The organism is Nitrospiria bacterium (assembly GCA_035517655.1).
In the GTDB taxonomy this organism is placed as follows: Bacteria; Nitrospirota; Nitrospiria; order JACQBZ01; family JACQBZ01; genus JACQBZ01.
The window spans coordinates 1-21,818 of record DATIYJ010000068.1 but is presented as its reverse complement, the minus strand read 5'-3'; the positions used below and the strand labels follow the sequence as shown (position 1 = coordinate 21,818).

Genomic DNA, 21,818 nt, shown 5'->3' with positions numbered 1-21,818 from the left:
ATGGGATGCATCCGACGGCGGAAAAGCCGTCCTGGAGAGGGAGACGGAACCACGGGCCTTCCGATGAGGAGAGATCACGATCGTAACTCCTCAAAATTGAGCCCACTATACCGCCTTCTCGGTGCGCTTGTCAAGGCGAAACCAGGGCTCCCGATAACGGTCGGTCGGAATTTTCTCCCGCGATCCGGAGATATTCACGGTAGCTTCGGAGGACTTTCTTGGTGAAGTATCGGGTTTCGGTAAACGGAATGGATTCGATGAATTCATCCGGGTCCCCCATGCCTTTCTCGGCCCACCGGCCGACCGCTTCCGGGCCGGCGTTGTAGCTGGCGACGGCCAAAACCACGTTTCCGTTGAACTGCTCGATCAGATGTCCGAGATACCATGCCCCCAGTCGGATATTGGTCGCCTCGTCCAGCAGCAGTTCCGGACGGAACCCGTCCAGGCCGATCTGTTTGGCCACCCATTCCGCCGTATAGGGCATGAGTTGCATCAAGCCCAAGGCACCCACCTTGGAAACGGCTTTCGAATCAAACGCGCTTTCCTCGCGGGTAACGGCCGCGACGAGATAAGGATCCGTTCCCACCGCGGAATTTTGTCCCTGAATCCGTTCCACGAAATGATACGGATACGCCTGTTCCCAGAAACTTTTCGGGATCTCGTCCCCTCCTTTTTCCAGGACATCCTGAAAATAGAGCCGCAGGAGATGAAGACTATGGTAATAATCCCCCGCCGCGTAGAGGAGGTCGGCCAGCCTTAATACCGTGGCCTTGTCCGTCGCATACCGATCCGTCAGGTAGGAAAGTTCCTGCGCGGCCTCCGGCTCGAGATGCAGGGCCATTAATTCCGCCGCAGTCGAATAATGCCGATCGTGCGTCAATGCCGGATTGGCCGCTCCGTCCGGCAAGCGAACGGTATTCCCATCGACCGGAACCGTAACGGCATTCGAAATGTCTGCGGGAGCCTCCGACGGGCCATCCGTTTTCCCGGGGTCGGACGCGGCGGAATGGAGACCGGCCAGTCGGACCCGGGCCTGCTGACAATAAAAACTCCGCAGATAGTCCCGGCAGACGTCCCGGTAGTCGTGGACGGCTTGGGCGGGCTGATTCATCTGTTCCGCGCTGCGTCCGATCCAGTACCCGAATTGTCCCCCGGAAAGGCTGGCGGGATGCTGTTGCAAATAGTCTTCGAGGATTCGGATCGCGTCGCTGTATCTCCCGGTTTTGTAGGCGATCCAACCGATCCGCCAAACAGCGTCCTCGGCGGAGGGATCGCCGGGGGCCTCTGCGATCACCCGGTGATACACCGTCAGGGCCTGTTCGAGCTGGTGACGGTCTTCATAATAATCGCCGATCATAAAGAGCAGTTTCACGCGATCCGGACTGGTTGGAACGCGGTCGGCCATTTGCCGCTCGATCTGGAGAAACCGGCTTTCTTCACCTTGACGAATCGCCACGCGTCCCATCCAGAAGAGGGCGCCGGTCAGAAGATCCGGACGTCCGGTACGGCGCGCCAGATCTCCCAAAACGTGATCGGCGTCAGCGTATTGTTTGAGCTGGATCAGGGTTTCGCCTAATTTCAGACTTACTTCATCGTGATTCCCCCGTTCGCCGGCCGACAGCACCGCCTTGAATTCGACCTCGGCCTCGTCGTATCGGGCGGCGTCAAAAAGAGTTCGGCCCCGTTGAGATCGCGCCTCGGCGGAAGGAGTCGGGATCGAGACACCCGATCCACCCAGCTGTTCAAGACGCTTTTGGGCCTCCGGGGCTTCCGGACTGTCGGCGTGAAAAAACCAGACTTGCTGCAGCGCCCAAACGGCCCTGATCGAATCCCCGAGTCTCACGGCGCAGTCGGCCAAGCGAAGCAAGGCCTTCGCGGTATTCGAATCGTTGGGAAATCGTGTCACGAATTCGTCGAACACGATCACGGCGGTCTTATAGTCGCCGGATTGGACCAAGGCATCCGCCTTCTGATAGGTCGCCTGCGCGCTTAATACACTTTCCGGATATTTCCGGAGCAAGCGGTCATAGGTCTGAACCGCCTGTGTCGACTGTCCCCGTTGCATCTCCCCGTCGGCCATGTAAAAGAGGCCGTATTCTTCGAGCGAGGGGAGATCCACGATGGCTTGCGACAGGAGCTCTTCCGCCTGGGGCGATCCGCTTTCGGCGGCCCACCGCCCTAGAAGAAAACCGCTTTGCTTCGACTGGAGAGAATCCGGATATCGGCCTCGAAGGGACTGAAGGACGGTTGCGGCTGCCGCGCGATCCCCGGTATCCGCCATTTTCAGCGCCGAGCTTAAGCAGTCCTCCGCCGACGCGCAGGCCTGCGGAGGGCCGGTCGGCTTTTGAGGCGCGGAGAGCGGCTGGTCCAGGCCGGGATTCTCGTTTCGCTCGGAAGGAGGCGTCGTGGGCACAATCAGCGGCTTTTGGGCGGAGCAGGCCGCAAGCCAACCCCAACCGAAGATCAGTAACGCACCGGCCGCCGTCCATTTATCGAACCGATTCGTCTTCACGCTCTCCATTATAACACAGACATTCCGATCAAGACACCTTGTTCATCGATTCAAACTGTGTTACATTACCCTCATGCAAAAGAGAAACCTTAAACAGTTTTCGTTCGACGAGTTCGAGGACTTTATGCGGGAATTGGGCTGGCCGAAGTATCGCGCCCAACAGCTTCTGGATTGGGTCTATAAGAAACGCGTCTCTCGCTTTGATGAAATGACCAATCTATCTAAATCGGATCGGGCCCTTCTTGAAGCGCGGGCCGGGGTCGGTGAACCCCAGTTGGTCCGCCGACAACATTCGACGGACGGGACGCAAAAGTTTCTGTTCCGCCTGTCGGACGGTCAGGAGGTCGAATCCGTTTTGATCCCGGATGAAGATCGCAACACTCTCTGCATCTCGACCCAGGTCGGTTGCACGCTCGACTGCACCTTTTGCCTCACCGGCACCATGGGCCTCATCCGCAATCTCAAAGCCCACGAGATCGTCGACCAAGTGCTCTGGGTGCTCCGGCACCTCGAATCGGACAATCCCCTGACGAATATCGTCCTGATGGGGATGGGTGAGCCCCTCGCCAATTACCGCGAGGTGATCGAAGCCTTGAAACGCCTCACGCACCCCAAGATGGTCGCCCTCTCTCCTCGAAGGATCACGCTCTCGACCTCCGGCCTCGTTCCCCAGATAAAGAAGCTGGGCGAGAGCGGATTGAATGTGAATCTGGCCATATCGCTCAACGCCACGACCAATGCCGTGCGCGACCGACTGATGCCGGCGGTCAATAAACAGTATCCCCTGGAAACGCTTCTCCGGGCCTGCCGGGATTATCCCCTCCCGCCCCGCCGTCGGATATTTTTCGAGTATGTCCTCTTGAAAGGCGTGAACGATTCCGACACGGATGCCCACCGGCTGCTCCGGCTGCTCAAGGGCATCCGCTGTAAAGTGAATTTGATCCCTTTCAACGACTATCCCGGGTCCCCCTTCGGCCGACCGGATGACGAAACCGTATTGCGCTTTCAAAACATTCTGATCGAAGGACATCTCACCGCCTTTATTCGAAAAAGCCGCGGCCGCGACATTCTGGCCGCCTGCGGCCAACTCCGCACCGAGACCGCCGCACCGGCCCTCATCAACAGTCTCTCGTAACCAGTTGACAACGCCCGAGACTCTTGTTTAGGATGGTTCGTATGCCGATCTTGTTTTATTTCTTGTTCACGTTGCTTCTGGTTTTTTCATCCTCTCCGGCCCGGGCCCGGACGATTCAGACCCACACCCTCGAAAACGGGCTCAAGGTCATCCTCGTTGAAGAGCACAAAGCCCCGGTGGTGACGGTCCAGATCTGGTATCGGGCCGGTTCGCGGAACGAGGTCACCGGAAAAACCGGGCTCGCCCATCTCACGGAACACATGATGTTCAAGGGCACCCCCAAATACGGCAAGGGGGAGTTCTCACGGATGATTGCCAAGGTCGGCGGGACCGAAAACGCCTTCACCTCAAAGGACTACACCGCTTATTTCGAAAATCTGTCGGCCGACCAGATCGGGCTGGCCTTGAATCTCGAATCCGACCGGATGACGAACCTCCTCCTCGACGCCAGGGAGTTTCAGCTCGAGCGAGCCGTAGTCGAGGAAGAGCGGCGGCTCCGGACGGACGACGACCCCCAAAGCCTGGTCGTTGAATACCTGTACGCCATGGCGTTTCTGGTCCATCCGTACCACGCCCCGACTCTTGGATGGATGACGGATCTGAACAGTCTGGAGCGAAACGACGTCACCGCCTTTTATAAACGGTATTACTCGCCCAACAACGCGATTCTGGTCATCGTGGGGGATATCGACCCCGACAAGCTGCTTCCCAGAATCCGGCAGACTTTCGGCCGCGTCCCGAAGGGCTTTCCGGCCCCGGTTTTTCATATTGTCGAGCCGGAACAAAACGGCGAGCGGCGCTTCGTGATCAAAAAGGAGGCCCAACTGCCGTTCGTGTTTGCCGGGTACCCCGTTCCCAATTTTTCGGCTCCGGACAATTATGCCCTGGGTGTCCTGGCCAATATCCTGTTCACCGGGAAAAGTTCGCGCCTCTACCGCAGCCTGGTTTACGAACAGAAACTCGCCCTCGATGTCGGGGGGGAATACCCGAACTTGTCGGCGAATCCCGACCTGTTTTACGTTTACGGAATTCCTCAACCCGGGAAAAGCGCGGAGGATCTGGAGAAAGCGGTGTATGCCGAAATCCAAAGGATGACGACCGAACCGGTCAGCGACCGGGAACTCCAAAAGGCCAAGAACCAGATCGAGGCCGCTTTCATCATGGGGCAGGACTCCAACTTCTATCAGGCCATGCAGATCGGGAGCGCGGAAGCGGTGGGGGCGGGATATCCCTATCAGGAATCGTATGTCGAAAACATCCGGAAGGTCACCCAGGAAGATGTGATGCGCGTCGCCAAGGCGTATCTGATCGAGGATCACCGGACCGCGGGCCTTCTCATCCCTCAGCCTCACAAGGAATAGATTCCCTATGGTCAATTCCCGAATCCGCGCCGCATCCGATCTTTTTGTCCGGTTGTTTTTTTGGGGAACGATCGTATTTTTGTGCCGGGCCGTTTCGATCGAAGCCGCGCCGGCCGAAGATTTTTCGCCCAAACGGGTCGTCACCGACAACGGCCTGATCGTCGTCATCCAAGAAGCCCACGCCCTTCCCATCGTGAACATCCAGATGATCGTCAAGGCCGGCTCCGTTCTGGACCCCGAAGACAAGGCCGGCCTGGCCAATCTGACGGCGGAGCTTTTGGAAGCAGGAACCGCCACGCGAAGCGCCACCCAGATCGCGGACGCGGTCGATTTCATCGGGGCCGGCCTCTCCGTCGGCGGCGGTGAAGATTACGCCACCGCCTCGCTCCGGGTGTTGAAGAGGGATCTGAACACCGGCTTGGACCTGTTGTCCGACATTCTCGTTCACCCGTCTTTTCCCGAGCCGGAGCTGGACCGCGAGCGTCAGGAAATTCTCGGTGAAATCCTCTCCGAGAAAGATCAGCCCGAGGTGGTGGCCGAAAAGGCCTTCAATCAGATCGTGTTCGGTGCGCATCCCTATCGCTGTCCCGCCGAGGGCACGGAACAGACGCTGCCGGCGATCTCCCGCGACGACGTCTCCCGGTTCTACGAGGCGTACTACCGTCCGAACAACACGATCATGACCATCGTGGGCGACATCACCGAATCGGAAGCTCTGGACCTCCTCAAGACCTATTTCGGCTCCTGGACCCAGCGACCGATCCCGGCCGTGACGGTTTCCCCGGCCGTCGGCCTGGAGAAACCCGTCGTCAAGCTGATCGACAAAGATCTGACGCAGGCCAACATCATGCTGGGCCATCTTGGAATCGACCGAAAAAACCCGGACTACTACGCCGTGACCGTCATGAACTACATCCTGGGCGGGGGGGGCTTCTCGTCGCGCATCATGAGCAACATCCGCGACAATCAAGGACTCGCCTACAGCATCTATAGCCGTTTCGACGCCCGTGCGTTCCCCGGAAGCTTTGCCGTCTCCCTCCAGACCCGGAACGCGGCGGCTCAGCAGGCCATTGACGGCGTCCTGGCCGAGCTTCGGAAGATCCGGACCGCGCCCGTCACCGATCGGGAGCTGGAAGATGCCAAGGCTTTTCTTATCGGCAACTTTCCGCTTCGAACCGACACCAGTGAAAAAATCGCCGGCTTTCTCGCCCAGACGGAGTTTTACAACCTCGGGCTGGATTATGCCCAGCGCTATCCCAAACTGATCCGGGCGGTCACCAAAACGGATGTTCAACGGGTGGCGCAAAAATACATCGACCCGGATCATCTGGCGCTGGTCGTCGTCGCCAAGCAGGATGAGGCCAAGATTCGGCAAAATTAGACCTCGTGTCGCCTCCGTTGATGCCTGCGGCCGATCCCGACGCGAGTTCCGCCATAAATATGGACACGCAGACCCACCAAAACCTTGAGCGATTGCAGGACATCTTTCAGAAGATGGATTCTGTTCTGGTTGCCTTTTCCGGAGGAATCGACAGCACGTTGGTTTTGAAAATCGCCCACGACGTTCTGGGCGCGCGGGCCGCCGCCGCGACCTCCGTCTCCCCCACCGTGCCGGCTTCCGAATTGGAAAGCAGCCGACAAATCACGCGTCAGATCGGCGTGTCGCACCACCTGATTTCTTCAAAGGCCATGGAGCATCCGGAATTCCACCAGAACGGTTTGCGGAGATGCTACGCTTGCAAACACGACCTCTATTCGAACGGAACGCGTCTGGCCAAAGAGTTGGGCCTGCGCTGGCTGGCGAACGGGACCAACCTGGACGACCTGAAGGATTTCCGACCGGGGCTTGAGGCGGCCGAGGCGTTCGGGGTTCGTAGCCCTCTGGTCGAAGCCGGCCTGGATAAAATCCAGATCCGGCATTTGAGCCGGGCGATCGGGCTTCCCAATTGGGATAAACCGGCCGAGGCTTGCCTGTCCTCCCGCGTGCCCTTTGGAACGGTGATCACCGTGGAACGCTTGGGTCGAATCGAACGGGCGGAGGAGGCTCTAAAAAGAGAGGGGTTCCGGCAGGTCCGGGTGCGCGATCATGGGGAGGTGGCCCGGATCGAGTTGTCGGCCGCGGATCTCGACCGGCTCCTCGATGCAACGCTTCGCGAACGGGTGGTGGCCGCCGTGAAGGAAACCGGCTTCCGATTTGTCACGCTCGATCTCCAAGGTTACCGACAAGGAGGCCTGAATCCGGAAGCGCTTCCATGACGTCTTCGATCACCGATACCCGTATCGCCTTTACGATCGCCGTCGTTTTGACCGTTGGGATGCCCGCCATCGCGCCCGCCTCGGAAACGGCCTCCCTTTCTCCGACGGCCGCGGGCTTGCCCGATCTTTCCGCTAAACTTCAAACCGTTTTGATCGACCGGAGCGGCCACCGCTCGCTCTCCACCGTGAAAATTTATCGGGTCGGACGCGCCATTCGGTATGAGCATACCGAAACCGACCCCCCCGAGATCTGGATCATGGATTACAAACAGATGAGGGAGTATCGCATCTACACGGCGGACAAGATCTATTTCGAGACGCCGATTTCCAGCCGCTTGTCCTTTAAGGCCCAGCGGGAGGGATTGATCCCCATGGAGAAACGGCCGGACCTTATCGAATCGCGAATTCTTCTGAGAGAGGACACCATTGATGGGCACTCCTGCGATCTGGTCCTGCTCGTCCGTTCGATCAAAGGCCGGACCGACCTCGGCTCGGATTATACCTTGCTGTGGGAAGCCCCGGATCTGAATGGACAGCCGCTTCGCGTGGCCTACTATCAGCCCAACTCCACGCTCGCGGTTATCGATCTTCAAGACGTTCAGGTGGGACAGGTTGACTTGGTGCTTCTGCAGCCCCCATCGGGGTTCGTTAGCATGAGTCCGTACTGAATTGTCATTTCGACGACTGGGCGATTTCCCGCAAGGCCTCCTCGACCAGCCGCCGGTGGTCCGCATCGGTCAGACTGCGGGCCAAGACCTTTTCGGCCGCCAGTAAAGTCAGATCCACCGCGGTGCGCTGAATTTCCTGGACGGCCTGTTGTTGTTCCCGTTGAATCTCGGACCGGGCCTCGGCCAGCATCCGACGGGTTTCCTGCTCCACCCGTTGTTCATTTTCCTCCAGTTGCTGCTGGGCCTGCTTTCGGGCCGTTTCCAGGATTTCCCGGCCCTCCGCATGAACGGATTTTAGCTTGGCCTCGTACTGCTGGAGGAGTTGTTGAGCCTCCTGCTTGAGCCGTTCGGCCTGCTCCAGGCTGTCCTTGATTTTCTTCTCGCGCATCTCCAGCATCTCAACGATTTCGGGAAGCGCGTAGCGCCGGAGCAGAAAAAGAAGGATCCCGAAGGAAACCACCGACCAGAAAAGCAGGGAAGACAGAAAATGCGTGTCAAACTGCGGCATGGCTCTTATTTCCTCAAGCCTAAGATGATGAAGGCCACCACTAGACCGTAAAGCGCGATCGCCTCGACCAGCGCGAAGCCGATCCACATATATTTTCCGACCTTGCCCTCGGCCTCGGGCTGCCGGGCCACGGCCTCGATCATTTTACCGAAGATGTACCCGATACCGACCCCCGCGCCGCCGAATCCGGCCGCGGCCAATCCCATTCCCAACAACGCTGCTGCGTTTGCATCCATGATATTTTCTCTCCTTTCAATCAGTGAAGTTTAATGGCATCGCCGAGATACACGGTGGCCAAGATCGTAAAAATATATGCCTGGATGAACGCGATGAACACTTCAAGAGCGTAGACCAAACCGGCAGCGATAAAAGGCAACCAACCGCTCCCGAAATAGATCGACAATACGATAGTGAGTAGCGACCCAACAAGCAAGGTTATCACTTTTTGTTTTGGTGCCATGTTTTTGGAAAGTATGAGAATTGCGATAGCCATAGCCACGGGGAGCCAGCCGATCCCGAAACTCATGGAGGCTACCATCCCAAAAAGTACAATGAGAATCGTATGCCCCGCCGTCATGTTGGCAAAGAGCCGGACGGCCAAAGTCAAGGGCCGGGCCAGTTGGCTTACCACCTCGATCGGTAACATCAACGGGAGAAGCCAGCCCGGCGTGCCGGGCGGCACCAGGATCTTGAAAAAATGAAGGCCGTGTACCATGAATCCCACAACCAAGCTGGTGATGTAGACCACGATCGCAAATAACGCCGTCACCATGATCTGGCTGGTAATCGTATAAGTGCCCGGAATCAGTCCCAACAGATTGGCGAACAGGATAAAGAAGAACAGCGTCACGATGAACGGGAAGAAGCGCATCCCCTGCTCGCCCATATTTTCCAAAACAAGACCGCGCAGGAACTCCACGCTCATCTCCGCCAGGCCCTGAACTTTCGTGGGCACGAATTGACGGGAACGAACGGCCGTCTGGAAGAAAAGAAAAACGGCCGCCACCACGACCCACATCATCACCACGGCCTGGTTGATCGAGAGATCGAACCCGAAGAGATGGATCGGGATCAAGGGGTGGAGTACAAAATGATCAAGCGGATTTTCCATGGTTCAGCCTAACGTTATTTCATATCTCCGGATCGATCGCCGGTCGTGGCCATTCGATAAATGCTGCGGAACCCCGCCGCCGCCCCGAGGAAGACACCCACAACCATGATCCAGGGGCGCGTTCCCAACCAGGCGTCCAACAGGTACCCCAGAGAAGCGCCCACCACCGTCGAGACAACCAACTCGACGCCGATCCGGGCCGCAAAGGACAATCCCTGACGAAATGGATCCTGCGGATCCGCCATAGCTTCCCCACCGAACGTGGGCAAACAAAGTTGTTATCTAACCAGAAATGTCGAACCTTGTCAAGGTGCAAGTTGTGCGACGCGCGCATCGAATACCGGGCCCGGGATCGTCCGGAGCCACAGCTCATCTTTACTTTATCCCAGCGACCATGCCATAATCCGGCGTATGACGATCACGGAAAACGAAAAAGTCCGCGTCCGGTTTGCGCCCAGCCCGACCGGCTACCTCCATATCGGCGGTGTCCGCACCGCGCTCTTCAACTGGCTGTTCGCGCGGCACAACAAGGGAACGTTGATTCTTCGGATCGAAGACACCGACCGTTCGCGATCGACGGAAGAATCCATCCAGGCGATTCTCGACGGCATGCGCTGGCTGGGACTGGACTGGGATGAAGGCCCGATCCGGCAGATGGACCGGCTTCCCCTCTATAAAGAGCATGCCGAACGACTCCTGAAAGAGGGCAAGGCCTATCTTTGCTATTGCACGCCGGAGGAGTTGGAAGCGCGTCGGAAGGAAGCACAGGCCAAGAAGCTCATTCCGCGTTATGACGGACGGTGCAGGGATCGCAAGGGCCCGCCTCCGGGCCTCCCGGCCGCGATCCGCTTTAAGGCCCCGCAAACCGGACAAACCGTTGTGGAAGACCTCGTCAAGGGCCGCGTTCAATTCGACAACGCGCAGATGGACGACCTGATCATGCTCCGCTCCGACGGCGTTCCGACTTACAACTTCGGCGTCGTGGTGGATGATACGTTGATGGAAATCACGCACGTGATCCGGGGGGACGATCACCTCAACAACACGCCGCGCCAGATCCAGATCTATCATGCACTGGGGTATTCCCTGCCGAAATTCGCGCATCTGTCGATGATCCTCGGTCCGGATAAGAGCCGCCTCTCCAAACGTCACGGCGCAACCTCGGTTACGGAATATCATGACCAGGGCTATCTCCCGGAAGCGCTCATCAATTATCTCGCGCGGCTGGGCTGGTCGCACGGTGATCAGGAGGTGTTCAGCCGCGAGGAATTAATCGAAAATTTTTCCCTGGAAAAGGTCGTCTCTTCTCCGGCCGTTTTCAATCCGGAAAAACTGCTCTGGCTGAACGGCCATTATATCCATCAGGCCGACGGCCGGCGGCTGGCCAGTCTGCTCAAACCGTTTCTGTCAGGGCAAGGGCTTTCAGTGGAAACGATCGAGGAACGCGTATTGGATCAGGTCGTCACCGCGGTCAAATCGCGCGCGCGCACGCTGATCGAGCTGGCGAAGGGAACGGCGTATTTCCTGAAAGAGGAGATACCTTTTGATGAACTGGCCCGGGCAAAATTTTTAACGCCGGACATCCGTCCGGTTTTGACCGACCTCGTGAACCGGCTCGAGGCCGTGACGGCCTTCACCGCGCCGGAGTTGGAAAAACCCTTTAAAGAACTGCTGGACCAGAAAGGACTGAAGCTGGCCCAACTGGCCCAGCCCGTCCGCGTGGCCCTGACCGGCCAGACCGTCAGTCCCGGAATTTACGAGGTGATGGAGATACTCGGGAAAAACACCACTCTCAAACGTCTCAAGAAAGCGATTGACATGATCCCGCCCGATGCTTCAAAATGAAGCCCGTATTTTTGCCATTTCTATTATAATTAAGGTAAGACGGTTGGGGGATCGTCTAATGGCAGGACGACAGACTCTGACTCTGTCTATCGAGGTTCGACCCCTCGTCCCCCAGCCAATTCTTTTCAATGGGTTGTGAAGATTCAACTTCCTCGGCCTTTCCGTCAGTCACGGTTTTAGTCACGGTTCCATCCTGATTTTCCATCCCGGCCCCTATTCGATTGACCGCTTGATGGAGGTATCCCGGCGCAAGGTGGACATAACGAAGGGTGGTCTTTATGTCCCGGTGACCGAGGATCTCCTTGACCGCGTACAGGTCCACACCAGCCATGACAAGGCGACTGGCCGCTGTGTGCCTCAAGGTGTGCCAGCAAGCCCCCTTGATCCCCGCTTTGCGTAGAGCCGGTGCATACTTCCGATTGACGAAAGAATCGGCAGAGCCGGGTAAAAGCCGGTTGCTCTCTCTCGGAAAGACCCACGGAGAGTCCAGGGTATCAAGGGACCGGAGAATTGAAAGCGCAGCATCGCTCAAAGGAACATGCCGGGTCTTGCCGCCTTTGGGAAGCGGGATCGTGAGTGTCCGGCTCTCCCAGCCGACCTGATCCCATCGAAGTGAGAACTGTTCTTCCCGTCGAAGCCCGGTATTGATCGCAAACGCAACCCGTTTGAAGTTGTCCGGGTTCATGACGGCCTTCAAGCTCTTAACCTCCTCATCCGAGAGAAACCGCGTCCGGTTCGACTCCGGGAAGAACTTCACCCCGCTGACGGGATTCCGGCCTATCTTCCCATCCCTCACGGCAATCTGAAGCACATGACGAAGGAATGAAAATTGACGGTTGATAGTGGCTGGCGCATGCCTCTTGACGATTTTAACTTTCTCCTTGCCTGCCATCTTGACCTTCACCCATTCTCTGGTTTTCATCTTGGCTTGAATCCGCCGGAGATCATCTGTCGTGATGCTTGACAGGGTGCGTTTACCCAGGAGCAAGGACCAGAACCGGCCGTATCGCTTTTCGTTGACAAGGCTTCGGTTGGTAGAACCTTCGAGGTATCGTTCAATCCATGCCCGAAGGGTGATTTCTTTTGTCGTAGAGAACTTCTCCGGGAAGAACCTTTCCTCACGGATCTCGGCCCTCAGCCGACCGTAGAGAGCCTTGGCCTGAGTCTTATTGTCCGCCCTGTAGCGTTTCTCTCGGCCATTGACGAAGATCCTTACCCACCATTTACCAGACCCCTTGGGCCATTCCAAGATCCCCCGATCCTTACCGCCTGCTCTTGCCATGTTGAGTCTCCTTGTGTGGTTTCTTCCTTGATCGCTCGACCTTCTCTCTCTTGTAATCCTTCAAACACTCCGGGTCGTAACAAAATTTCCGGCTCTTGTTCTTGGCCTCATCCCAAAAGAGACGGGAGCAAGGCTTTCCCCGAATCGAATGCTGGCATGATTTGAGTCGTTCTGGGTGCTGGGATATGTCCTGAAGCAGACACGCCGCCAATCCCCAGAGATACCCGACGGGTCTGTCCGGGTTGAACTCGGGGACCCATTCAAGCCTCGGAAAGCTCCTGAAACTTTTGTGGGCGAAATGGAGGGTCGCCTCGGTATAGACCCCCTTCCGGAGAAGAGCCACCATCTTGTTGCGAGAATTCTCTTCGGTATAACCCCGCTTAAGAAAATAATCTTCGAGAGGACCCTCTTTGGTACGAACCCTCTTACGCAATTCCTCACTCATGACCGCCTGAGGCTCAAGCCGAAAAACCGCGTCCCGGAGATGCTGGTTAATTAGAGCATAAAAAGAATGCACGCCTGAGGGGCTTGTAATTTGCCGCAGGGCCGTAGCAATCTTCTTCACCGCCTCCCGAAAGGGTTTCTCCTCCGTCCCGGAGGGTTGGTACGCCGGGACATGAAGATAAGCCCGAGATCTACCATCCGTCACTAGCTTAATCTGTCGCGGGTCTTCCTTATGAATAAACCTTATCCCGTCGTTCAGACACCGCAGCAGCTCTACCGACGGAGTGCTAAGCCGGTACTGAGCCCCTAAACGCCTCCTGTCAGGTTTTTTCTTCCGGGCCATGAAAATCTCCGTTACCAAGTAAGGTTTAATTTGCCTTCCATCCACCGTCGATGAAACTAATAATGTAGTTTTGACAGGTAACAAAAAATAGTATAAGATCACCTTTAGGAAAAATCAAGAAAAAACTGAAGCGAGGTCGGCGATGATTAAGAGTGATGAGAAGTTGTTGACTGTTTTTCAGGCTGAAGAGGTGACGGGCCGGAAGGCGGCTACGTGGAGGAAAGACATTTTTCTGAGGCGTGTGGCCTTCGTCAAAATCGGCCGCTCAGTGCGTATTCCCCTGTCTGAGATAGAGCGGCTGGTTAAAGAGGGCTACCGCCCCGCATTGACCGGGGATAGGAAATGATCGGTGAGATCTACAAGATCCCCAACCCGTTGCGGTCCGAGGAGGACTGGATCAAATGGACGCACCGGGATCTCGCTGCGCTCTCCCGCGCTGAGCTTGAGCGGGAAAGAGCGCGCCTACGGATGCGCTTGATTCTTGAAGACAGGCCCCATCACTGGTTGTTAGAACGGCTGGAAGTGATCGAGGAGGCCCTTCGATGACCGACCGGCGCGAAGTCGCAGAGCGATTATTTCCGGAGAAACCTGCAAAGCGGCAGACGTATTTGGACCACGTAAAGCCTCAAGACGTGGGAAATCTAACAGTCCCTTGGGTTCCATCTCACAAACTCAGGCCCCCAGATGAAACCCCCTGGAAGGTTCACGGCCTAATCCCCACGGCGTCGGTGGTCATGCTCTGCGCTCGTGAAGGAGTTTATAAAACGTTCCTGAGCCTGAACATCGCTTTTGCTGTGGCGCAAGGAAAACCATTTTTAAACAGGGAGACGGAAACCGGAGCGGTCTTATACATTGATGCTGAGAACCCGCCGGACCTGTTACCTTTGCGGCTTAGGTCAATCGGGTCGTCCGAGAATCTCCATGTCTGGTGTTGGTGGCATGATCCACCCCCTCTCGCTTTGAACGGACCTTTCATGGAATTGGCCTCTAAAGAATTTAACCTGATTGTGATTGATACCCTCAAGCGGTTTATGGAGGGAAGAGACGAGAACTCGTCCGCAGATATGGCCGAAATCACCGGGCAGTTACGGGCGTTAACGAAACACGGGGCTTCTGTCTTGGTTCTTCATCACGGAGGCAAAGCGGAGACCGCAAAGGACTACCGAGGGTCGTCCGAACTTGGAGCAGGAGTTGACGTTGTTCTGAGCATGGAAAAGAAACGGGAAGGGGAAACCACCATCTTGGAAATCCGGTCCACAAAGCATCGGTGGCTTTCGGATTTTAAACTCACTCTCAAGGTGGCTGACGGCCCGATATTTACTGACATCACTCAGGACCTCAAAAATTCCCAGCGGGAAGAAAACAACGCAAGATATAGCGAAGTCCAGCAGATCATCCGGGAGATGGAACAAACCGGGAATACGCCTAATCAGTCGGATGTAGTTCAACGGGTCAAGGATAAAACCGGTCTGGGCCGTAACGCTATTCTCGGTCTTCTCCGAGAGGGAGAAGAAAGAGGTTTTTGGAAATCCAACGCCGAACGGGGTTCTAAGTTCTACCGGACCTTGTTTAACCTGTCCCCTACCCAGGGTGTAGGACAAGGTAAACAACCCGAACCGGACCTTGTTTAACCTGTCCCCTACCCAGGGCGTAGGACAAGGTAAACAACCCGAAAGCGAGCTGGTAGATCTAACAGACACGAACTTGGAGGTTTTAGAAGATGGTCAAATTCATGGCCGTTCGGACCTTGAAGATCAAGACACCCGCCGGGCCGAAGGTATTTAGGCCAGGGGACGTTTTCATTCCCAAAGATGAGACCAAGGCGATGGAATTTGTTCGGTTGGGCTTGATCCAACCGCTTAAACACCCCATGCCATTCTTGAGGGCTAACAATGATCTTGTGATTCCATTTGATGCCGATCTCCGCTTTCACTGGTGGGCTGGTGGACAGTCAATCGCGGAAACCTTACGGGAGCTAAATGCACTGCCGGAAGTGATGAGACGTTACGGAACATGTTGACCGGGGGTTCACAACAGACGGAAGAAAAGCCGATAAAAGCCGATGGCAAAGGGAATGAAAACAGGCGGTCGGGACTGGAAGAAGGGCGAAGCCCCTAAAAGCTCAGGACGCCCTCCTGACTCCCCAGAGGCCAAGAAGCTCAAGAGCTATCTCCGGTCTTATTTGGAAGAAACCGGGGCGGCCATCGATGACTTCGAGAAACTCCGCAAAGAAGATCCGGGGGCGGCGCTGCGCTTTGCAGCGGACCGGATCTGGGGGAGGCCTAAAGAGTCGGTTGAACACTCCGGCGGTCTTACTCTCCCACCTCCCCCTCCGGTGGACAAACGCACCATCCAAGAGCGAATTGAGGAGCTCCGCCAAATTGCACTCATCCTCATCGAGTGCGGTGCTATCAAAGCGTCTGATCTTGGATTAGACACCGCGACTCACCAAGTACACCCCACCACCGGCCGGAGCCTTTAGGAAGTTCAACGAGGCCACGATTATTATTTTCGGAGCTGGTAAGGCCACAATTCATGAATTGAATTTTTTCTATCGTTTCTGCATCTGTTTAGCCGTAGAGCCGTTGTAGGGTCCGTTATCATTGTAAAGGACGTCAGTGATAACACCCCCCTCAATGATATAAGTAAACGTCCTCAACCCATGTCCTTCACCTAATTGGTAAACAACGGCACGTTTCCCTTCAATCTCAATTATCTTATCAGGAGGGCCTGACTTTAATGTCATTTCTGTCTCGGTAACCGAGCCGAGAGGAAAAGATTCCAGGTAACTTGGAGGTGCAGTATAGATAGATGGTTTGAGTCCACCTGCACCGGCACAAGATACTAAAAATAAGGCAACCAGGACAGCAAGATTACGCATAGAGAGAGCTCCTTTCTGGCCGATGCGGTCCGCGCGCAAAGGCAGTTGGCTCCGGCGCGGGTTCGGTAAGGAGTATATCGCCGTCATCGTTGAGAATCAATAATCCCTTGTCTACTTCGCTACAAGTTCGAAATGGATGGACGGTTGATCTAAGACCAGCTTTCTTTTCGTCGCGGCTCATCTTGTCCGTCATCCAACCCTCTTTTCGATCTTCTCATAAACTTCCTTGCGGTGGCTGATACCTAAAATCCAGACCTCATTTCCCATGATCTTGTAGACGACTCGATAATCACCGACTCGAAGTTTCCAGTACCCTTTGAGGGTCTTTCTCAGAGGTTCTCCGTATTGGTGGGGAGCCGTCGTAAGGCGATTCTCGATAGCCGTCTTGATGCGCTTTTTCAGCCGTTCATCAAGCTGGCGTGTGTCTTCTTTGACCTCGGCATGGTAGAGAAGGGTGAAGGCCACCTCTACCAGACCTCATCGTGCTTGAGCGCGGTGGATCGGCGGAAGGTCTTCTCCCGCTTCTCCGCCAGGACGGACAAGGCCAGATCCTCTTCGATCTCCAGTGCCTCTTTGACCAGATCCCGCACCTTTAAGGAAAGGGAAATCCCATCCCGTTTGGCCAGATGCTCAATCCGGCGATAGAGCGGCTTCTCCAGCACGACGTTGACCCGGGGATTCTTAGTGGGCATGTTTGGCAACCTCCATTTAATTCAGTGTAACACTTACGACACACCAGGTCAAGTTTTCAGTTCCGGTTTTGGTCACGGTTTTAGTCACGGTTCTGTCACGGTTTTGGTCACGGTTGCCGGTATAACAGAATCGCGCTCCGTCGTCAATGGGCAAGGTCTAACTCCTTGACACCTCAAGCAAGCATCGCATACAATCACACTCAATCGTTTTTATTCATTATGAGGCTTTGAGGGACTCTGACTCTGTCTATCGAGGTTCGACCCCTCGTCCCCCAGCCAATTCTTTTCAGCCGGTGGTGAGATTTCCACCCGAACAACCTTATCTTCACTCACGGTCCCAATCCCGACCCCGCGGATCGCCGGGCCAGGGTAATCCACTGAGGTCCGGACAAGACCAGGTCGATCTCCCCCATGACAAAATCGGGTTGACGTGAGTCGATCATTCAAACGGATCGCCCTCTGGATTTTGATTTCCCTCATCCTGTTCCCGCTACTCTTGGCGGCCCTGCAGTTCTTTGCGACGAGAATCATCAATCAAGACGCAATAAAAAACCACATCGAAACAACGGTATCGCAGAAACTCGGCGGTGAACTGCATTATAAGGATGTACGACTCTCGATCTTTCCACGGCCGCGGGTCGTCATCCGGGCTCCATCGATTTCGATTCCCGGGAGCTTCTCCGCAACGTTGAGATCCATCGACATTAATTTCGAGCTGTGGCCGTTGCTCAGAGGACAACCTCGGGTCGAGAATGTCCGGCTCGACCGCCCCGAGATCACGCTGGCCCTGAAACCCCCGAGGCCATCCCCGAACGGAACCGAAACACCTGCCGGCGCCCCGGAGGAACAATCCATCGCGACCCTGCTGGGCGTGGTGGCTTCCGAAATTCCGAGCCTGGAGATTCAAATCCAGCACGGTAGGTTTACCATAAACCAGAACCGCCAGATTCTCTTAACGCTTCGGGACGTCGATGGCCGGATTGTGTTTTTGCCCATTGAAACGCCCGCCGGGGGCTCGGACGCGTTCGAAACGGCTCGGGCGTTTCGGATCACCGGTAGTGTTGAGGCGGTTCTTACCGATGACGCGACAGGTCCCGGCCCGGTTCGAATTCGAATCGGGTCCTTCGATGCTCGCCCGCGGATGATATCGTTTTCAGACAGTCAGGTGCGGATGTTGGACGCGGCCGTCAACGTTTCCGGCCGAATCCAGGACGGCCTGTCGGCGGAACCCGCGGCCGAGGTTATCATGGCCGGTACCGTGGGTTACGACACGGTGCAATGGATTCGGACCGCGGCTGCTCTGCCTGCGGAATGGGTGATTCATGCCCCCGTGTTCCTCTCGCAGGTCCGGCTGCTGTGGCAATACGGCGGATCAACGCGGATCAAAGGTTCGGCTTCCCTGCAGCATGATGTTTCCCTTTCATTCAACCTCGAACGAGGTCCGGATTATTTCACCGTCCACGGGTTGCGTGTGCGGGACAACGATTCGCAGGCGCTTCTCGCGTTGAGTTTTCGGCACAAAGTATTGGACCTGTCCTTTACCGGAAATCTCGCGCAAGCGACCCTGGGTCGTCTATTCGAACGACGGGGCGTCGAGTTCGGCTGGCTGAAAGGTGATTTCCGAACCCGAGTCGTGCTTGATCATCCCAGGGATTCCACCGCGCAGGGCCGATTGGAGGGCGAGCGGCTTGTTTTTCCGTTTCAAACTCGGGTGCCTGTGCTGATCGACCATGTCATCCTGCGAGCAGAAGACAAAACGCTGACACTGGATCCAGTTGTCGTTAGGCTGAGCGCGACGCCGCACACCGTGCGCGGCCAGATCACAGCCGCCCCCGACCAATGGCTGTTGAATCTGACGTCCGATGGATTGGATTGGGAGCCATTGGCCCGGCTGTTCGCGTCGGACGCCAACCGTAACGGGTCGCCGCCGTCCGTGCGGGAGCCGATCCTTCCCCGAGCGACCGTCCTCCTGGCGGCCTCTTCCTTTACGATCGGACACTGGACCGCGGCCCCGGTCCGCTTGGAGATCTCGGTGGGATCCACTCCCCTCCGCATCGCCCTGCATGAAGCGGTGGTCTGCGGCGTGAATCTTCCGGGATTGATTACGATCGCGGCCACCGAAACGCGGATCGCAATCAAGCCGTCGGCCGACGGTCAGAACCTGGAATCGACGCTGGCATGCTTCGGGATCGTGCAGCACCGAATCGCGGGAACCTTCAATCTTTCGGGCGCCCTGAGCGCATCGGGATTCGGTCAGACACTGCTCGACACGCTCGACGGAATCGTAGCCATCAAGGCCAAGGATGGACGCGTCTTTCAGGATTCGGTCGTCGTGCGGATCTTAACGTACCTCAACGTCACCGATCTCCTGCGAGGAAAATTCCCCGGCCCGGAACGCGACGGCATCCCGTACAAGTCGCTGGCGATTCGCGGGACCCTAAAGAAGGGCACTCTGTCATTCGACGAAGCCGTCTTCGTCAGTCCGGTGGTCAATCTCGCAGCACGGGGTTCCGTTCGACTATCAGACAGGACGCTGGATCTCACAGTGCTGGCCGCTCCGTTCACTACGGCCGATGTCGTGATCAAGAGAATTCCATTGCTCAAAGACATCCTGGCCGGCTCGTTGATCAGTATCCCGATTCGCATCACAGGCTCCATCGACCAACCGGAAGTAACGGCCGTTTCGCCCGACGCGGTCGCTAAAGAACTGACCGGTCTCATGAAACGGACGCTCGGAGCCCCGTTTAAAATATTAGAACCCGTACTTCCGGGCCGTAAAAACGATGACCGGACAGGCGGCAGACACAGTACAGATACAGGGTCGGCCCCAGCGCATTGATCTAACCGCCGCCTCGCTTTCCCGGGGCCAAGTCACGGCGCATGTCCATTCCGGTCAATTCGGCACTCCGTCTCCGAAAAATTCCATTGCCTGAATCTCCTAATGCCGCATTTTGACTGATTCTTGAGACATGGTCCCAGTTGACTGTACCTGTATTTCCGCTATCCTTATTCATAGATTCAAGATAAACCTATAAATTAAGGAAGTACGCCCTTGGAAGAATCCTCCCGATCGGTGCCGGTCATCGATCCTCGCTACATCGTGAACGTCCTGATGGAGCTCCAGGTGGCCATTCGAAAGCTGGCGCTCTACTCCTTCTCACATACGATCGTTCCCGGTCTTTTAGAAAACCTCGAGAAGCATTTCAACGCTCTCTTCGAATTTGTCGATGTCGTGACGTTTGGTATCACCCGTCACGAACTTCTCTATCAGGGCAGCACGCTCTCCACCCGCAATCCAGTGATCCATGAACTGGCCCGGGGATTGAATCAGTTTGGACTGGCCGGGATAACCTTTTTCAAGGGGCTCACGAAAGACGAGATCCTCCAATTTTTGAGACTGCTTGTGGAAGGTCGTGGACAGGTCCCGGAGCAACGGGAACGGATGGTGTCCCAGTTGCATAAGGAAGCCCCGTCCATCCAGGTAAAATTGATCCGCTTCGGCGAGGCTCTAAAAGGCCACAAGGAAACCGGCGATCAGGCCAAGCAAGAAAAAACAGAGCAAGAGGGAAAAGAAGTGTGGCGCGGTCTGGTAAGACAATTAATGGAGGAAAACCCCGAGGCCGACCAGCAGATCCTCAACACCGATTCGGAGGAAGAAGCCGATCCGGACCATCTTGCGGAACTCATCAATCGGCTCTGCCGCGCACACGGCGAAGGATCACAAAGTTATGAACGGACCATTGTGAAATACCTGAACAAGCAGGCCGAAAATCACGTCCTCACGGCCGAGCAACGGACCCATCTCAATCAAGAGTTATCCACGTTGCTGTCCAACCTTGAGCCCGATGTGAGAGAACAGATTTTTCGTATCTCGGTGGAGGAGACGCAGAACGGCGAAGCCCCGTTGGAAGAGTTGATGGACTTCTTACCCGAACCCGCGCTCTTGGAAATGTTGAACCAGATCCAATTATCGAATCAGGACATCTCCGCTCCGATGTTGAGTCTGCTGAATAAATTTACCGTTCTCTCGGCTGAAAACCAACGGGTCGAAGAAATGCTCGCCTCAAAGCTGGGGAACCGCCAAGACCTGTATCAGGAACTCCTGACCTATCGAGCGAATCGGGCCTATTATCCTTCGTCTTACCGGTCCCTGCTGGACCAGGAACTGACCCATAAAAATACCGGCGAGCAAGCCTCTCCTTGTCCCGAGATAAGCGCGGTCGATCCGGAGGCGGTCAATCAACACTTGGCCCTCGTCATTCTTGAGCTCCTGGATGGGCCCATTCACACTCAACCGGAGTACCAAACCCTGATCCGGCATATGAATCGCTTGCTGACGGACGGACTGGGTGATAAGACCCACGCCGTGCTGCAGGAAACGCTGGTTCTCCTTTCGCAAAAAATAGGATCGGTCGATCCGGAAAGCCGTTCGTTTCTTCAAAAGGAAATAAAAAATTTCATTAAACCGGAGGTCCTCACACGCCTACTTCAGAGCTACCATGCACAGGGAGACGAGCGGATCGCCGACCTTTTCGGCCACATGAGAGACCTGGCCGGCGCCGACGTGATTCCCATGCTTCTGGATCTTCTGGAGACGGAAGAGAATTTGTCGGTACGGAAACGCCTTTTGGAATGGATCGTCCAATGCGGACCGGCGGTGATCCCTTTGGCCGTGAAACGACTCAGGAACCCAAAGTGGTATGTCGTCAGAAATATGCTGGTCGTGCTAAAGGACCTTCATGCAAAGGAGGCACTTCCCGAAATCGCGCGGTGCCTGCAG

21 protein-coding genes and 1 tRNA gene are annotated in these 21,818 nt (G+C 56.1%); 13 read left to right on the top strand and 9 right to left on the bottom strand.

The window, feature by feature from the left end:
• Positions 1-130: 130 nt before the first annotated feature.
• Positions 131-2,512: a tetratricopeptide repeat protein gene (locus tag VLY20_12595; GenBank protein HUK57483.1), complete on the bottom strand. Its 2,382-nt coding sequence runs from the start codon at positions 2,510-2,512 to the stop codon at positions 131-133.
• Between the two features lie 73 nt (positions 2,513-2,585).
• Here VLY20_12595 and rlmN point away from each other — a divergent pair, with 73 nt between their 5' ends.
• The 5 genes from rlmN to VLY20_12570 are packed head-to-tail and all read left to right on the top strand — an operon-like array spanning position 2,586 to position 7,932.
• On the top strand, positions 2,586-3,647 hold the full coding sequence (rlmN, locus tag VLY20_12590; GenBank protein ID HUK57482.1) for a 23S rRNA (adenine(2503)-C(2))-methyltransferase RlmN: 1,062 nt from the start codon (positions 2,586-2,588) through the stop codon (positions 3,645-3,647).
• A gap of 41 nt (positions 3,648-3,688) precedes the next feature.
• Positions 3,689-5,008: a pitrilysin family protein gene (locus tag VLY20_12585; protein ID HUK57481.1), complete on the top strand. Its 1,320-nt coding sequence runs from the start codon at positions 3,689-3,691 to the stop codon at positions 5,006-5,008.
• Positions 5,009-5,015: 7 nt separating this feature from the next.
• The gene (locus VLY20_12580) at positions 5,016-6,389 is read left to right on the top strand and encodes a pitrilysin family protein (GenBank protein HUK57480.1); all 1,374 of its coding nucleotides are present in this window, start codon (positions 5,016-5,018) and stop codon (positions 6,387-6,389) included.
• A 20-nt stretch (positions 6,390-6,409) separates the two neighbouring features.
• On the top strand, positions 6,410-7,264 hold the full coding sequence (gene larE, locus VLY20_12575) for an ATP-dependent sacrificial sulfur transferase LarE (GenBank protein HUK57479.1): 855 nt from the start codon (positions 6,410-6,412) through the stop codon (positions 7,262-7,264).
• Entirely contained in the window at positions 7,261-7,932 is a 672-nt protein-coding gene (locus tag VLY20_12570; protein ID HUK57478.1) for a hypothetical protein, read from the top strand. The genes larE and VLY20_12570 overlap by 4 nt, the downstream gene beginning before the upstream one ends.
• 4 nt (positions 7,933-7,936) lie before the next feature.
• Here VLY20_12570 and atpF read toward each other — a convergent pair whose 3' ends face one another.
• Genes atpF through VLY20_12550 form a run of 4 tightly spaced genes read right to left on the bottom strand, consistent with a single transcriptional unit; the run spans position 7,937 to position 9,796 of the window.
• Entirely contained in the window at positions 7,937-8,440 is a 504-nt protein-coding gene (gene atpF, locus VLY20_12565; GenBank protein ID HUK57477.1) for a F0F1 ATP synthase subunit B, read from the bottom strand.
• 5 nt (positions 8,441-8,445) lie between these two features.
• Positions 8,446-8,676: an ATP synthase F0 subunit C gene (gene atpE / locus VLY20_12560; protein HUK57476.1), complete on the bottom strand. Its 231-nt coding sequence runs from the start codon at positions 8,674-8,676 to the stop codon at positions 8,446-8,448.
• A gap of 20 nt (positions 8,677-8,696) precedes the next feature.
• Positions 8,697-9,551, bottom strand: a complete 855-nt coding sequence (gene atpB, locus VLY20_12555) for a F0F1 ATP synthase subunit A (protein ID HUK57475.1) — start codon at positions 9,549-9,551, stop codon at positions 8,697-8,699.
• Positions 9,552-9,565: 14 nt separating this feature from the next.
• A complete protein-coding gene (locus VLY20_12550) occupies positions 9,566-9,796 on the bottom strand; it encodes an AtpZ/AtpI family protein (GenBank protein ID HUK57474.1) in 231 nt (76 codons plus the stop codon).
• 166 nt (positions 9,797-9,962) lie between these two features.
• Here VLY20_12550 and gltX point away from each other — a divergent pair, with 166 nt between their 5' ends.
• Both gltX and VLY20_12540 read left to right on the top strand, forming a co-directional pair.
• On the top strand, positions 9,963-11,396 hold the full coding sequence (gltX, locus tag VLY20_12545) for a glutamate--tRNA ligase (protein HUK57473.1): 1,434 nt from the start codon (positions 9,963-9,965) through the stop codon (positions 11,394-11,396).
• A 44-nt stretch (positions 11,397-11,440) separates the two neighbouring features.
• A tRNA-Gln gene (locus VLY20_12540) sits at positions 11,441-11,514 on the top strand.
• A 1,144-nt stretch (positions 11,515-12,658) separates the two neighbouring features.
• Here VLY20_12540 and VLY20_12535 read toward each other — a convergent pair.
• Positions 12,659-13,465 (bottom strand): hypothetical protein, encoded by an 807-nt coding sequence (locus VLY20_12535; GenBank protein HUK57472.1) that lies wholly within the window; start codon positions 13,463-13,465, stop codon positions 12,659-12,661.
• Positions 13,466-13,807: 342 nt separating this feature from the next.
• Between VLY20_12535 and VLY20_12530 the strand changes: the two genes are divergently transcribed.
• From VLY20_12530 to VLY20_12515, 4 genes are all read left to right on the top strand, one after another.
• Positions 13,808-14,011, top strand: coding sequence for a hypothetical protein (locus VLY20_12530; GenBank protein HUK57471.1), 204 nt, complete (start codon positions 13,808-13,810; stop codon positions 14,009-14,011).
• Positions 14,008-15,096 carry an AAA family ATPase gene (locus VLY20_12525; protein ID HUK57470.1) on the top strand — a complete coding sequence of 363 codons (1,089 nt, stop codon included), beginning with the start codon at positions 14,008-14,010 and terminating at the stop codon, positions 15,094-15,096. Before VLY20_12530 ends, VLY20_12525 begins: the two co-directional genes overlap by 4 nt.
• A gap of 89 nt (positions 15,097-15,185) precedes the next feature.
• Positions 15,186-15,485, top strand: coding sequence for a hypothetical protein (locus tag VLY20_12520; protein HUK57469.1), 300 nt, complete (start codon positions 15,186-15,188; stop codon positions 15,483-15,485).
• Between the two features lie 42 nt (positions 15,486-15,527).
• Positions 15,528-15,947 (top strand): hypothetical protein, encoded by a 420-nt coding sequence (locus VLY20_12515; GenBank protein HUK57468.1) that lies wholly within the window; start codon positions 15,528-15,530, stop codon positions 15,945-15,947.
• 69 nt (positions 15,948-16,016) lie between these two features.
• Here VLY20_12515 and VLY20_12510 read toward each other — a convergent pair whose 3' ends face one another.
• The 3 genes from VLY20_12510 to VLY20_12500 all read right to left on the bottom strand — a co-directional run bounded on the left by VLY20_12510 (position 16,017) and on the right by VLY20_12500 (position 17,038).
• Positions 16,017-16,346: a hypothetical protein gene (locus VLY20_12510; GenBank protein ID HUK57467.1), complete on the bottom strand. Its 330-nt coding sequence runs from the start codon at positions 16,344-16,346 to the stop codon at positions 16,017-16,019.
• A gap of 189 nt (positions 16,347-16,535) precedes the next feature.
• On the bottom strand, positions 16,536-16,811 hold the full coding sequence (locus VLY20_12505; protein ID HUK57466.1) for a type II toxin-antitoxin system RelE/ParE family toxin: 276 nt from the start codon (positions 16,809-16,811) through the stop codon (positions 16,536-16,538).
• 2 nt (positions 16,812-16,813) lie between these two features.
• Positions 16,814-17,038, bottom strand: coding sequence for a toxin-antitoxin system, antitoxin component (locus VLY20_12500; protein ID HUK57465.1), 225 nt, complete (start codon positions 17,036-17,038; stop codon positions 16,814-16,816).
• Positions 17,039-17,468: 430 nt separating this feature from the next.
• On the opposite strand from VLY20_12500, the gene VLY20_12495 reads away from it, so the two are divergent.
• Both VLY20_12495 and VLY20_12490 read left to right on the top strand, forming a co-directional pair.
• Positions 17,469-19,877 (top strand): AsmA-like C-terminal domain-containing protein, encoded by a 2,409-nt coding sequence (locus VLY20_12495; protein ID HUK57464.1) that lies wholly within the window; start codon positions 17,469-17,471, stop codon positions 19,875-19,877.
• A 213-nt stretch (positions 19,878-20,090) separates the two neighbouring features.
• A partial coding sequence (locus VLY20_12490; GenBank protein HUK57463.1) for a hypothetical protein occupies positions 20,091-21,818 on the top strand: 1,728 nt, incomplete at its 3' end.